We start from the raw sequence: 14,029 nt of genomic DNA on the forward strand, positions 1-14,029 counted from the left end.
TGCAATCACCTGCGCCAGACACCTCGGAATACACATGAAAAGCACACTTGCCAGCCTCTTTCTCACCGCGGCCACCCTGCTGCCCCTGTCTGCACAGGCCGACACTGCCGTACTGGCCGGCGGCTGTTTCTGGTGCATGGAAAAGGACTTCGAGAGTCTGCCGGGGGTCAGTGAGGTCATCTCGGGCTTCACCGGTGGCAGCGCCGAGAACCCGACCTATCGCGGAGACCACACCGGCCACTACGAAGCGGTGGAAATCACCTACGATCCCGAGGTTCTCGACTACAAGGACATTCTCGATCATTTCTGGGTCAACATCGATCCGTTCGATGACCGCGGTCAGTTCTGCGACAAGGGTCCGAGCTACCTCAGCGCCGTATTCGTTGCCAACGAGGAGGAACGGGCACTGGCCGAGCAGACCCGTCAGGCCGTAGTCGAACGATTTCCCGACCAGACGGTCGTGACTCCGATTCTGCCGCTGAGCACCTTCTACCCCATCAAGGGCGATGAGATTGCTCATCAGGACTTCTACAAGAAGAGCCCCATCCGCTACAAGGCCTATCGATTCAGCTGTGGCCGTGATCGTCGTCTGCAGGCCATCTGGGGAGATGATGCCACGGTATAGCATCACCAGGCGGTGCCGCTGATCCGTCAGCGACACCGCCACACCACCGAAGGCGCTACCGGCTTCAGTCCGGCAAGGGAATGAACTCCTGGCGATCATCCGGCGGCAGATCGAACAGTCCGGCACCCCATTGCTGCTGCTGCCACTGTGCCTTCGCCTCTTCGATGCGCTCCTTGCTGGATGAGACGAAATTCCACCAGATGTAACGCGGACCGTTCAGAGTCTCGCCACCCAGAATCACAAGTCTGGCACCTCGTGAACCTGCTTTCACCGTGATCCGGTCGCCGGGTCGAAAGACCATCATCTGCCCATCCGTGAATTCCTGACCGGCGATGGACACGGAGCCGTCCACCACATAGAGTCCTCGATCCTCGTGATCATCGGGCAGTGGCAACAAGGCACCGGGCTGCAGGCTGACATCCGCGTAGAAGATTTCCGAGAACACGCTGGCGGGCGCCCTCTCGCCATAGGCATTGCCCAGGATCAGGCGCATGTGTATACCTTCGTCTTCGATGATGGGCAAATCCGCCTTGCCATGGTGCTCGAAGCTCGGCGCCACCGCTTCGTGGCTCTCGGGCAGAGCCACCCAGGTCTGAATACCGAACAGGCTGTGCGGGTTCTGACGGGTCTGTTCGCTGGTTCTCTCCGAATGCGTCACCCCTTGACCCGCCACCATCCAGTTGACCGCTCCGGGAAGAATCACCTGATTCGTACCCAGACTGTCACGATGCTGAAACTCGCCACGGTACAGATAGGTAACCGTTGCCAGTCCGATATGCGGATGTGGCCGAACATCCACGCCCTTGCCGGTAATGAATTCGGCGGGCCCCATCTGATCGAAGAAGATGAAGGGTCCGACCATCTGTCGTCTGGGTGCCGGCAACGCGCGCCGCACCTCGAAGCCGCCCAGATCTCGGGCTCTTGGCACGATGATGGTCTCGATGCTGTCAACACCGATCTCATCGGGACAAGCGGGTTCAATGCCTGGTCTCCAGCTCATGATTCTCTCCTGACATGCTGATGTGGGGTGAAAATCGGACGGTCCCGGCCGCATACCGAAACCGCCCGTATCAGGCCTTTCCTGTCTACATCGATCCGAAAGCACCACTCTGGAACTGCACCATGGCCTGCCGGATTTCATCGGCCGTGTTCATGACGTACGGACCGTGTGCCACAACGGGCTCATCGATCGGCTCTCCACTGAGCACCAGTATTCTGGCATCACTGTTCGCCTCGAGGCTGACCCCACCGCCCTCGCGGGCCAGCAGTACGGTCTGCGATTCACGAACGGTTTCCCGCCCGTTGACAGTGACCGTGCCAGCCAGTACCACTATCGACAGTGTATGCCCCTCCGGAACATCCAGTGTGACCGACTTGTGACTGCGCAAGCGCAGATCCCAGATGTTGATGGGTGTGAAGGTTCTCGCCGGACCACCCCGACCATTGAATTCACCGGCAATGACACGAACACTACCTGACCCTTCGGGCAGGTCGAGCTGCGGAATCTCTGTCTTCACGATGGTCTGGTAACCCGGGCTTGCCGACTTGTCCTTCGCCGGCAGATTGACCCACAGTTGCACCATCTCGAAATTACCACCTTTCTCGGCGAATGCCGGTGAGTGGTATTCCTGATGCAGGATGCCCGAAGCGGCTGTCATCCACTGTACGTCACCCGGACCTATCACCCCGCCAGCGCCGGTGGAATCACGGTGTTCCACTTCGCCCTCGTACACGATGGTGACGGTTTCGAAGCCCTTGTGAGGATGGGTTCCGACACCGCGTCGCGCCGTGGTCGGTTCGAACTGATGCGGCCCGGCATGATCGAGCATGATGAACGGACTGACGTGCTGCCCCTGATCGTGATGCGACAACAGCGTGCGAACGGGAAAGCCATCACCCACCCAATGTGCCCGAGGGGCACTGTGAACACCCAGTATCTGTCTCATGGACTTGATCTCCTGTGATGGACCGGACATTCCGGTCTTCGTTGGAATCAAGTATATGTGCGAGACGACAAATTGATTAGAGGGGTATTATTGATTGCATCGTCCCATATTCAGGACAATCAGCAATGCAAGACCTCAACGATCTCTACTATTTCGTGCAGGTGGTGAACCACGGCAGCTTTGCCGCTGCCGGACGTGCCCTGGGTGTGCCCAAATCGACGCTCAGCCGCCGCATCCTGGCTCTGGAGGAACGCGTCGGCATTCGCCTGATTCAGCGCTCCACCCGAAAACTGGCCGTCACCGAAATCGGTCAGGAGTACCATCGCCACTGCGTCGCCATGCTGGTGGAAGCCGAAGCGGCTCAGGAAGTCATCGATCGGTCTCGCTCGGAGCCGCAGGGACTGATCCGTTTGAGCGCTCCCCCGGCACTGATCTGTTTCGAACTCGGACCGATGATCGCCCGCTACATGGCAGCCTACCCACTGGTCAGGGTCGAGCTGGACGCGACGTCCCGGCGTGTGGACCTGATCGGTGAAGGGGTCGATGTTGCCATTCGAGTGCGTTTTCCGCCATTCGAAGACTCCGATCTGGCGATGCGCGTGCTGGGTGACAGCTCGCAGCGCATCGTGGCCTGCCCGGCTGTCATCGACTCACTACCGACAACGATCTGCCCGGCCGACCTGGCCAATCTGCCCAGCATGGATCTGGACCGACCCGGGCGTGAACACGTCTGGGAACTGAATGGCCCACAGCAGGCACAAGTCCGCATCCAGCATCAACCGCGCCTGATCACCGATGACATGTCACAGCTGCTGCATGCCGCCATTGCAGGGGTGGGGGTCGTGCAGCTGCCAAGCATGGTGGCGCAGGCGGAAATCCAGGCAGGCAGGATCGTCGACCTCCTGCCGCAGTGGCGACCACTGGCCGGGTCGGTGCAGGCCATCTTTCCTTCTCGCCGCGGCCTGCTGCCTTCCATTCGCAGTCTCATCGACTTTCTGGTCAAGGAGTATGCTGCACGACCTGCCGAGCCTGTCTGACAGAATACGGTGATCTTCTGCCACCGGAACAATACAAGCCTGTCAGAGTGCGAATACCCGGCCCCAGCCGGCAATCTCTGCCGGGCTGACGCCCACTTCCTGCAGGCAGTGCCATGCGGTGACAGAGACCGAATCCAGCACCGGCACGTCCATGTAGGTTTCCACTTCGGCCGCGACCGATGCTCCCCGGAAGTTGGTGCACAGTATCAGGATGACATCGGGTCGACTCTCGGCCGCCTTCATCGTGTGACCCTTGATTTCGTCTACCGTGTAGTTGGCGAAGGAGAAATTGTCGAGATCCCCCAGATGTGTCTCGTGAACGATCTCGAAACCCTGTTCCTCATAACGGCGGATGATCGCGTTCTGGATATCCGATGTGTAGGGTGTCACCAGAGCGAGTCGTTTCGCCTGCAGTCTGTCTATTGCCCGGGCAAAGGCCTCCATGGTCGAGGTGACCGGTATGCCGGTTTCTTCCGTGATTCGGGCACACAGGACCTGATCCTGCTCCATGCCCAACCAGGCTGCCGCCGTTCCGTTCCAGACAATGCAATCGACCTTGGCCTCGGCCAGTCGCAGAGCGGCTTCAGCGATGGTGTCATGATCGAATTGCCTGATGGACGCCTCTGACAGCGAGATGTCCTTCAATCGGAAGCGAGAGAAATGCACGGTCACCGTGTCCACATAGGGCATGAACAGGCGAGCGGTATAGGGTTCGAGCACCGTATTGGAAGACGGCGTCAACATGCCTATGCGTTTGGGGTTAACGACGGTAGGTCTTGTCATGAATCAATCGAAGTCGATCAGTATCGGGGTGGAATGGCGCATAACCATGTCACGAATGAGGGAAACTCTGCAAGCGGCCGCAAGTAAGCATTTTTACAACGATGGAAAAGGACGCCAACGGACACGCACGGGTGCAATGACAGCTTGTGCCCTGCAATATGCCGTGTTTCCGGGGAATTCCAACACCTGCAAGCGCTTTCCGTATTTCCGCACCACTGTAAGCAGTCTGCCAGCGGTGTAAGATCCGCACAGGATCGCACCGACCACTCCGCCGAGATCGACCATGCCACCGACCGATGCAGCCCTGTTTCTGCCGCTTAGCGACAATACGCTGCATGGCTTGCTGGACGAGTCAATGAGCTGGGAGCAAGGCGTCCTGTCATGCTCCATGCCTGAACTGGCCTCCCTGTGGCTGCTGGCCGGCCTGACCAGTCTCAAACCCGATGGCAGACGATCGCCGGAGCGATTGCTGGCGGACATCATCGATGCCTTTCATCCACAGCTTGAAGGTTCCGAGCTGGAACTGCTGCGCAAGCAGACCAGTGACAGGCTCAATCGCGACACCATCGAGGCAGGCTACTACCTCATCCGCGAGTTCCGGATAGCGCTGCTGGATGACGACAGCTGCGAGCAGCAGGACTATCTGACCGAACAGGGTCGTTGGGATTACGGCTTTTCCCAGCGTCAACGCGATCAGCAGGCATCACGGCGCGTCATGACCAGCGTGGCCGACCGGCGCCTGTCTTTGAGTACCGAGCAGAGTCGCGTGTTCCGGGAGTTTCAGGCAGACAATGATGAACACATGCATGTGCAGGGCTATGCCGGCACCGGCAAGACATCCCTGATCAAGAGCCTGTTGTCACTGTTCGAAACCTCGACATCACGCATTCTCGTGCTGGCTGAATACAGCCGACAGCTGGACGCCCTGGGTATCGATCGGCGCCACTCGGAAAAGGTTCACGCCTGTACCTTCAGCGAACTGGCAGATCTGGTCATTCCGCCGGACCTGACCTCCTCGGCCAATCGCAACATGCTGCGTCAGGACCGTACCCGCGCGACTCAACCCGACGACGTTCTGATTCGCCGGCTTGGTATTCGTACTGTCGGCAATCGCAGCAGCGAGCAGATCATCACCGCCGTGCGTGCCACCGTGTTCCGCTTCTGCCAGAGCACCGATGAGCGTATCGAGCAGAAGCATATTCCCGCGCGTTACGCGGCACTGTTCGACTCCACCCTGCATGCCATCGTCTGCCAGCATGCCCGTGAACTCTGGCAGGCCATCCTCGCCCCGCCCACGGCCGACTTTCGGCCACAGGTACGCGGCTTTCACAAGATCAAGTGGGCAGCACTGAACCGTTGGCCGGTGCCGGCACAGTATTCCCATGTGCTGGTGGATGAGTGTCACGACCTGCCGCGACCGGTCTTCCAGATTCTTGCCTGCAGCCCGCAAGCCCGGGCGACTCTGGGCGATGACTACCAGAATCTGAACGGTCGTTCCACACCCCAATCGAGAAGTACGCGTCTGCGGGAGATGGTGCAGTCGGTTCGATCGGGACATGCCGTGGAGAGCATCATCAACCCCATCATCACGGTGCATCCCAGTCGCACCAAGGCACCGTTTCAGGGCAACGACATGACGCAGCTGGACATCCGGTATTACCGGAAGGCGGCCGTTCCTCAACAGGCCGCCGTGATCCTGGTCAACGATACCTGGGGTCTGTTCGAATGGTCGCAACGATTGGCCAGCGCCAACATCAATCCTTCCCTGCTGAACGATCACAAGGACCTGGACATGTTCGTGCAGGATTGCATCGAGCTCAAGGCCGGTGGCCGCGGCGCTCGTCATGGCGAGCTGTTCCGCTATTCCTCCTGGCTTCATGTTGCCAGCGAGCATGCCGCCAACACCGGTTTCCAACGTATCAATCAGTTATTGGACAAGGGTTACGGTCATGCGCACTGGAAGCAGACCTATCAGCGATTTCAGCGAATCGGCAAACCTGCCTATTCCGTGGGTCTGATCGAGAACGTGCGCAACCTCGAGTTCGATACCGTCATGCTGACACCCGATGTCGTCAGCGCCTCGGCAAACCTGTCTCGTGCCGCCTTCAGCTCGGCCATCTATGTGGCAGTCACCCGTGCCCGCAAACAGCTGATCCTGCCTGAGTCGCTACGCCAGTGGATCGAGGAGATTTCAGCGCGTAGCGCCTGATGGCAAGTGACGCCGCATCGCCCCAGCCGGGGCGGTGGTGCTCTGCCCAACCAAACAATGAAACCTGTTTCTGCGTCAAAGACTGGTATTCGGCTTGCATATCACCCACCCTGTCAGTAATGACCCGAGTCGAGGTGGATGCCAATCGGCAAACCGGACAAGGAGATTTCTCTCCAGGGGACGAGAAAATGACGCGTTTCGAGACCGAACGACTGCTGGTTGCCGAATGGCACACGCTGCACAAGGAGCAATGGCCGTCTCTTGATCTGGCAGGCGCAGTGCAGGAAATACTCACTCCCAACGTGACCGCCTGCCTGCCCGCGTCCTGGCAGGGCAAGTATTCACGGGAACGCGCCGATCAATGGATCGACGATCGTGACGGCGAAGACGCGACCTGGCTGGTCGTCGAAAATACAACTCAAGAGGCAATCGGCTTGCTCATTCTCTCCGGGACCGATGAGTACGGACACCTTCGCCTTGGCTACATGCTGAAGGAATCGGCCTGGGGCAATGGCTATGCCAGTGAGCTGATCAGCGGTCTGGTCGGCTGGTGCAGAGAGAATCGGATCCGTTCTCTCACCGGTGGCGTCGTGAAAACCAATACGGCATCGGTGAGAGTACTTGAAAAATGCGGCTTCGAGCCAAGGCCGGATGACGCGACGAACAACGAACAGATGTATTCGATCGGGTTCGTTTGATCGACATCCGGCCCTTGGCGCTATTCCAGGTTTCTGAGCGCAGCTCGCGCTGCGGCATTCACCGCAACCACCAACGGCACGTCGAATTGTGGTTGGAGCCTGATGGCAGAAGCCGACAACGGACCGCCACCCATGATGACCGCGCTGGAGCCATCTTCATCAATGGATTCCTGCACGGCAGCCGCCAAGGCTTCGTCCAGCTTCTCCGGAGATGTGACCAGTACCTTCGGATCTCCCGGTGTCACTCTGACTCCCTTGTATTGATCCTCATAGCCCAGCGAAGCCGCCTTCTGCCGAAAGGACTCGATCAGGCCTTCATCCGGCGTGACAGTGACAATGCCGAACTCCCGACCGCCCGATGCAGCCTCGTGAAACACCTCTTCGCCGATACCGTATACCGGAATATCAACGACGGCGCGTAGCTCTTCCAGACCCGGATCGCTGAAGGCCGACACGATGATGGCTACCACATCATCGCGTGCAGCGACCTCTGTACCTATCTGCACCACACCCGGTATGGCATTTTCCATATCTTCAGGTGTTGTCAGAAGCGCCGGGGCTCCTTCGTTACTTCTCTCCTCGACGCTAGCCTGACCATCGACCTCCATGCGCGCCAACTCTGCCATCGAGTGAGTCGCTCCAGTACTGGAGTTCGGATTGATCAGGACAATGGTTCGCGGGGCAGCTTCCACGGGTGTGCTCGTATTGTCGTCTGCAACGGCAGCTGTGCTTGCCATGGCCAGGCCCGTCAGAGCCGCACCGACGAGTATCGGACGCAGATCTGACAGGTTCCTGAATGCGGATGTGACTCTGAACAGCATATCGATGATTCTCCTGTTGATGGACAAAACGGGATCAATGAGGGTGAACCGGTTGGCGGGAAGTGACCCGGCCAACCGCGGGGCAAGGCGATCCTTCAGCTCTTGAATCGAGCCGCTGAAGGCAGTGTATTCATCAGCACGTAGTAGCTCAGACCGGCCGGAATCAGGCTGGCGTACCAGGAAATACCGGAGAAAATCAATGCCACCACGACTCCGACAAGTGCCGCGATGAAACCTGCCCAGTTGATACCGCTGTACGGCCCGTTGGCGTCATAGAGCTTGTCGAGGTTCAGCTGACGCTTGCGCACGATGTAGTAATCCACCACCAGTATGGCGAAGATGGGACCGAGAAAGGCCGAGTATGTCTGGATGAACAGGCTCAGTCCGGCAGCCGATTCATCCTTGACCAGTTCCCAGGGAAAGGTGCAGAAAGCCAGCAGACCGACAGCCACGGCAGATTTCCTGAAACTCAGACCGAATACGTCCATCAGTGCATAGGCCGGGGGAATGACGTTGTTCAGAACATTCGTGGTCACCTGGGCAAAGGCGATGAACAGCAGCGTGATGACCAGCAGCGGCTTGTTGTCCACGGCGCTGGAGAAGACCTTGATGGGGTCCACTTCACCGGTGGCGCCGGACACCATCAGTCCGATCAGTCCCATGAAGAGAGTGGCTGGCAGAATCGAATTGGCATAGATGGCCACCTGCCGAAACTTCGACACCCGGGTTTCCAGCTCGCGCGAATAATCGGAGACATTCAGCATCATCGTGCTGTAGACGCCCAGAAACAGCATGGTGGCACCCCAGAACGGCGCTCCCCAGGTGCCCTCGACATTGACCAGGTTCGTCGAGATCTGCTCACCATACTTGTCAATGACGCTGAAGAACATGTAGACCAGCGAGCCGATGATGAAGATCGATCCGATGTTCTCCAGCCACTTGATGCCATGAAATCCCAGTACCGACAACAGAATCTGCAACAGCTGGAAGCCGATGAAGAACACCACGATATTGTCGTAGCCGAACAGGGTGGCCGAAACCAGATTGAGGGCACCTGCGCCTATCCAGCTCTGGAATCCGAACCACACGATGGCCGGCACACTGCGCACCAGAGCCGGCATGCGACTTCCAGAAAAGCCGAAGGCACTGCGGGCCTGTACCATGAAGGGAATGCCGTATTTATGACCGGCCGCGCCATTGATGGTCAGGGCAATGCCGATGACCGCGCAACCGATGGCGATGGCAATCACGGTCTGCAACAGGTTCAGGGTACCCACCAGCCCCGAGCCGACCGTGAACGTGCCGATCGAGACACAGCCACCCAGCCAGGCGAACAGATAGGACCACTGCCCCATGATTCGCGTTTTCTGAGGGGCCAGTGATTCCTCACCCATGCCCTTCTGCTCTACCACTCCTGCCGAGTGTTCGTTGACGACCTGTTCTGCTGTTGTACTCATGGCTGTCTCTCCGTTCTACTTCGAGTTGGGCTGCGCATACGCGCAGATCTTGCTGGTGCCGAGTCCGACGCTGATCAGTCCCTCGACGAATTTCACGGCCACGGCAACCCCGTCAATGACGGGGATGCCGGTCTCGTCACTGAGCCAGCGGGTCAGATCGGCCATGCCGGCACAACCGAGCACCACCGATTCACAGTGATCCTCGTCGATGGCTCGCAGAATCTCCGCCTTCACTCGCTCTCTGGCATCACTCCCCTCTTCCTCCAGGGCCAGTACCGGAATCTGCGCCGAACGCACACGTCGACAGTGGTGATCGACGCCATAGCGACGGGCGAGCTCCTCGATGACAGGCACCGAGCGTGGCAAGGTGGTCACCACCGAGAAACTGGTACCCAGAATGGTGGCGGCCTTCATGCCGGCCTCGCAGATCCCCATGACAGGACCACTGGCAACCTCTCGACAGGCACCGATTCCCGGGTCGTCGAAGCAGGCCACCACCACGCCATCCACACCCGCCTTCTCGGCAGCAATGACCTCGTGCAGCAAGGGCCCGACCGACATGGCCTCGTCATAGTGGCCTTCGATGCTGGCGGGAGAGCCCACCGCCGTGCGGGCAATGATCTCGACCCCGGGGCCGGCAAAGTCGCGAGCACTCTGCGCGATCTTCTCGGTCATCGAGGCGGTGGAATTCGGATTGACTACCAGAATTTTCATAACGCTTTCTCATGCGGCCTGACAGATTGATTGACAAACAAGCTACACAATATTGTTAACAATCACAAGTATTATTGTAAATGATCATAAATGGTGCATAGAGATTCCTGCTGCACTGCTTTCGACACAATTTCCGGCAGCTAGCAGCAATGCCGTTAAATGAGGTAGAATTTTCACTTTAAATCAGTCACTTGAAGCATCCCCGATGGCACAGGCTCCCGAACAATCGATAGTCGGAGGCGTTCTCGAAGCAATTGCCGAGCACCGCCTTAAGGCAGGAGTAAAGCTCGGGGAACAGGATCTCTGCGAGATCTATCACTGCAATCGTGCACATGTCCGTCGCGCTCTGGCGACACTGGAAGCACAGAAAGTTGTCAAACTCGAGCCCAATCGTGGCGCATTCATTGCCACCCCGACCCCCGAGGAAGCGCGCAACGTCTTCCAGGCCCGTCGTGCCATCGAGCTGGTCATTGCCAGGAATGTCTTGCGTCTGGCCGGACCCGAGGACATCGCCCGGCTGCGTGACCATGTCGAGCAGGAACATGCAGCCAGACAGTCAAGCGAACGCAGGGATGCCATTCGCCTGTCCGGCAGATTTCACCTCATTCTCGGGGAGATGTGCGGTAACGAGGTTCTCGACGAGTTTCTGAACGAGCTGGTCATGCGCAGTTCGCTGATCATCAGCATGTACTCCGCCTCACAGGCCCCTCTGTGTGGTGATGAGGAACACGCGCGGATAGTCGATGCCATCGAGGCAGGCGAGGAGAGCGTCCTGATGGAACGTATCGAACACCATCTGCGTCACCTGGAACACAGCATTGCCATCGAACCTGCCAATACAAGTCCGGATCTGAAGGATATCCTGCAGCCCCCCGGGCCTTGAACCACGGCTGCCGCAGGCCGGTAGCCGCCTTGCGAAGGCCCCTGCTACCTGTCGATGGCAAAGACCTCATCGTACTGCTGCATGATGAAATCGAAGTCAGGGTTGAAGGTCGTGCGCGCCATCGGCACCTTGTCCGGAGACGCGGTCCCTTCTGCGCCACGCCAGCGATCATCCTTCTGGTAGTAGAGGCAGGCGCTGAAAACCGGCCATTCATTGCCGTTGCACACCAGCTGCTTCCCTCTGGCGCCGTAAAACGGATTATCAGGGGCCACCAGCACGCTCATGTGAGCCTGATTGAGAATACGATACTCCGGGTAGGCACTCTTTCTCACGACTTCCCCGTCAGCCGCTTGCACATCACCATTGCCATAGAGCAGCAGTCGCTTGCGTGGTGAGGAAAATCGCTGCCTGAAAATACGTCTCACACGCTGCACACTGACAACCGAATCGTCCATGGAGGCAACCATCAAGACCGGCATGTCCAGCTTCTTCGATCCCCAGATATCATGCAGGTATCGCGTGCTCTTGTAATACTGCGCCGCCGCATTGATGGGTATGGAGTTGTATTTTGACGGATTGTCTTCGATGATCATGCCGCCGAACACCCACGGCTTCACATGCGATACCAGTGAAGCCCATCGCAGCAGAGAGTTGCGGGTACTGTAATAGGCCGGCGAGAACAGCAGCAGACCATCGATTCCCTCGTATTCGATGGCCAGTATGGTCGCGATGACACCGCCGAGTGAAAAACCTCCAATGAAGAACGGTTCGTCCCCCTGACGCCACAGTTCCAGCTGCAAACGTGCGGCGTCGAGCCACATCCGGTAGGTCACCTCAAGCTGAGCTTCCGGTGTATTGCCATGCCCGGGCAACAGAATGGCCCTGACATCGTAGCCGCGTTGCGCCAGCTCTCTGGCCATGTCACGCCAGACCGTCGGTGAATCGTTCAATCCATGAATCAGCAGATATCTGCCGCGATGAGGGACATCGCTGCTGGCCGGCATCTCGAAGGGGATGTTGTATTCGACATCCGACGCTCGGCGCTCCGGCAGCTGCGTCTCCAACAGGTAGCGGCGTACCTCCTCGATATGCGCCTGGAAATCCTGCTGTGGAGCCGGAAACCCGGCCAGCAAATCATCATCGGCGCGCGCCGCTGCGACCAGACAGAAAAGAAATACCAGCAGTGTGATACGCCGTGACACGAAACGATCCTTGCAAGCTCGGGGACGGAAAACGAAGATGATAACCGGACCCGTTCACTCCTGCTTCATACGGAAGGTTCCGGGGACACCTGCCACTTCCCCGGTGGCATCAAGCGAGCGAGTATGGCGATCACCACAATGCCGAAGACCAATCGAGCCCAGAGAATGCCGGACAGATCGGCACCCAGAGCCAGGATCAGCAGGGTGTCTTCGATCATGCTGTGCAGCAGTCCCAGAAAACACAGGGCAATATAGGCATCGCGGCGGCTCAGCATGCCATCGTCCAGATCCCGGATCAGCAGACCGGCACCGTAAGTCAGACCCAGCGCCACACCGATGACCGTGACATTGGCAGCCGAGCGCCCCAGACCGAAGAGTCGCAGCAAAGGTGACAGGCCGATGTGTATCAGTGTCTCCAGCCCGATGAGTCGGAGCAGCTTCAACAGCAGCATAAGGGTGAGAATGACCAGAAAGACCATGCCCAGTGCCTGCAGCTGAGCGAGCACCCAGGACCACAGACTGCCATCCGAGCCCACCGGCTGCCACACCCTCACCAGTGGCTCCTGCAACAGCTCGAAATGCGAATACACCAGGTGCAACAGAATGCCCAACAGCAGGGCACCGCCCACTCGTAATGCAATGGTGACCCACCAGGGTACTCCCGCCCGACGCGCGACCGCACCCTCGATGGGTATGGAATGGGCAAGCAGCATCATTGTCCCCAGCACGGTGACCTGCTCCACCGTCAAGGCCAGACCGGCAGCCATGTCATAAAACACGATGATGCCGGCGAACATATTGCTCAGCAAGGTGGTTGCCCAGACAATGCCCAGCACGGCCGGTAGCCCCGCCAGGGCCATGGCCGGGCCCAGCGCCAATCCGATGAGATCCAGAATACCCAGTTCCTGCAGCAGCTTCACGACGATCAGCGCCGGCACCATGATGCGAAGCAGCACCAGATACACCTGAATCGTTTCGCGCAGCAGCGCCATTGCCTGCCGCCAGTAATGTGAAAATGCCACGCGGGAAGATCCATTGTCTGTCGAGGGAGCACCACGATACCTGCAGCGACGCAGAATATTGTGTCCGATTGGGCCCGGTGAGAAACTTTCTTGGCGTTTTCATGAGCACGGAGTGCATAATCTGCACATGGATGCCATTGATCAACGGATTCTCGAGCAACTGCAGCAGAATGCCGATGTCACCAATCAGGCACTGGCCGAACAGGTCGGGCTTTCCCCCTCCGCCTGCCTGAAACGGGTCAGGCGGCTACACCAGAGCGGCGTCATAGACAGGATCGTGGCTCTGCTGAACCCGCAAGCCATCGCCGAAAGTCTCTATGTCATCATCGAAGTGACCATGGAGCGAGACAACAAGCGCCTGTACAAGCGCTTCGAGGATCGTGCGATTGCCAGACCCGAGGTGAAGCAGTGCTATCAGGTCACCGGCGAGATCGATTTCATACTGGTGATCTCGGTACCCGACATGCAGGCCTATGATCGCTTCTGCGATGCGGTGCTGTACGCCGACGACAACCTGCGCAAATTCCGCACCCTGCTCTCGCGTAGGCGCAGCAAGTTCGACACCTCGACCACGATCGACCCGAGCGCCCTGACGCCCTGACGCCCCACAATCATTCTTGCAAAACGCAGCA

At 58.5% G+C, this 14,029-nt stretch carries 14 protein-coding genes; 6 read left to right on the forward strand and 8 right to left on the reverse strand.

Annotated elements, in window-relative coordinates:
* The first annotated feature begins 34 nt into the window (after positions 1–34).
* Positions 35–625, forward strand: a complete 591-nt coding sequence (msrA, locus tag ACUNV4_RS12420) for a peptide-methionine (S)-S-oxide reductase MsrA (protein ID WP_430878876.1) — start codon at positions 35–37, stop codon at positions 623–625.
* 64 nt (positions 626–689) lie between these two features.
* Here the strand turns inward: msrA and ACUNV4_RS12425 are convergent, their stop codons facing one another.
* Both ACUNV4_RS12425 and ACUNV4_RS12430 read right to left on the reverse strand, forming a co-directional pair.
* Positions 690–1,625: a pirin family protein gene (locus ACUNV4_RS12425; RefSeq protein WP_430878877.1), complete on the reverse strand. Its 936-nt coding sequence runs from the start codon at positions 1,623–1,625 to the stop codon at positions 690–692.
* 85 nt (positions 1,626–1,710) lie between these two features.
* Positions 1,711–2,571, reverse strand: a complete 861-nt coding sequence (locus tag ACUNV4_RS12430) for a pirin family protein (RefSeq protein WP_430878878.1) — start codon at positions 2,569–2,571, stop codon at positions 1,711–1,713.
* Between the two features lie 125 nt (positions 2,572–2,696).
* Between ACUNV4_RS12430 and ACUNV4_RS12435 the strand changes: the two genes are divergently transcribed.
* Positions 2,697–3,608: a LysR substrate-binding domain-containing protein gene (locus ACUNV4_RS12435; protein WP_430878879.1), complete on the forward strand. Its 912-nt coding sequence runs from the start codon at positions 2,697–2,699 to the stop codon at positions 3,606–3,608.
* A 42-nt stretch (positions 3,609–3,650) separates the two neighbouring features.
* On the opposite strand, the gene ACUNV4_RS12440 is transcribed toward ACUNV4_RS12435, so the two are convergent.
* The gene (locus ACUNV4_RS12440) at positions 3,651–4,391 is read right to left on the reverse strand and encodes a maleate cis-trans isomerase family protein (protein WP_430878880.1); all 741 of its coding nucleotides are present in this window, start codon (positions 4,389–4,391) and stop codon (positions 3,651–3,653) included.
* Positions 4,392–4,674: 283 nt separating this feature from the next.
* On the opposite strand from ACUNV4_RS12440, the gene ACUNV4_RS12445 reads away from it, so the two are divergent.
* Together ACUNV4_RS12445 and ACUNV4_RS12450 are read left to right on the forward strand one after the other, a co-directional pair.
* The gene (locus ACUNV4_RS12445; RefSeq protein ID WP_430878881.1) at positions 4,675–6,600 is read left to right on the forward strand and encodes an AAA family ATPase; all 1,926 of its coding nucleotides are present in this window, start codon (positions 4,675–4,677) and stop codon (positions 6,598–6,600) included.
* Positions 6,601–6,719: 119 nt separating this feature from the next.
* Entirely contained in the window at positions 6,720–7,298 is a 579-nt protein-coding gene (locus ACUNV4_RS12450; RefSeq protein ID WP_430878882.1) for a GNAT family N-acetyltransferase, read from the forward strand.
* A gap of 20 nt (positions 7,299–7,318) precedes the next feature.
* On the opposite strand, the gene ACUNV4_RS12455 is transcribed toward ACUNV4_RS12450, so the two are convergent.
* The 3 genes from ACUNV4_RS12455 to ACUNV4_RS12465 all read right to left on the reverse strand — a co-directional run bounded on the left by ACUNV4_RS12455 (position 7,319) and on the right by ACUNV4_RS12465 (position 10,290).
* Positions 7,319–8,119 carry an aspartate/glutamate racemase family protein gene (locus tag ACUNV4_RS12455; RefSeq protein WP_430878883.1) on the reverse strand — a complete coding sequence of 267 codons (801 nt, stop codon included), beginning with the start codon at positions 8,117–8,119 and terminating at the stop codon, positions 7,319–7,321.
* A gap of 95 nt (positions 8,120–8,214) precedes the next feature.
* Positions 8,215–9,576: an NCS1 family transporter gene (locus ACUNV4_RS12460; RefSeq protein WP_430878884.1), complete on the reverse strand. Its 1,362-nt coding sequence runs from the start codon at positions 9,574–9,576 to the stop codon at positions 8,215–8,217.
* Between the two features lie 15 nt (positions 9,577–9,591).
* Complete coding sequence (locus ACUNV4_RS12465; protein ID WP_430878885.1) at positions 9,592–10,290, reverse strand: aspartate/glutamate racemase family protein; 699 nt, start codon at positions 10,288–10,290, stop codon at positions 9,592–9,594.
* Positions 10,291–10,495: 205 nt separating this feature from the next.
* Between ACUNV4_RS12465 and ACUNV4_RS12470 the strand changes: the two genes are divergently transcribed.
* Entirely contained in the window at positions 10,496–11,173 is a 678-nt protein-coding gene (locus tag ACUNV4_RS12470; RefSeq protein ID WP_430878886.1) for a GntR family transcriptional regulator, read from the forward strand.
* Between the two features lie 44 nt (positions 11,174–11,217).
* Here the strand turns inward: ACUNV4_RS12470 and ACUNV4_RS12475 are convergent, their stop codons facing one another.
* On the reverse strand, positions 11,218–12,375 hold the full coding sequence (locus tag ACUNV4_RS12475) for an alpha/beta hydrolase (protein WP_430878887.1): 1,158 nt from the start codon (positions 12,373–12,375) through the stop codon (positions 11,218–11,220).
* A gap of 65 nt (positions 12,376–12,440) precedes the next feature.
* Positions 12,441–13,397, reverse strand: coding sequence for a hypothetical protein (locus ACUNV4_RS12480; protein ID WP_430878888.1), 957 nt, complete (start codon positions 13,395–13,397; stop codon positions 12,441–12,443).
* 127 nt (positions 13,398–13,524) lie between these two features.
* Between ACUNV4_RS12480 and ACUNV4_RS12485 the strand changes: the two genes are divergently transcribed.
* A complete protein-coding gene (locus ACUNV4_RS12485; protein WP_430878889.1) occupies positions 13,525–13,998 on the forward strand; it encodes an Lrp/AsnC family transcriptional regulator in 474 nt (157 codons plus the stop codon).
* Positions 13,999–14,029 lie beyond the last annotated feature (31 nt).

The sequence above is a fragment of the Granulosicoccus sp. 3-233 genome, assembly GCF_052681095.1.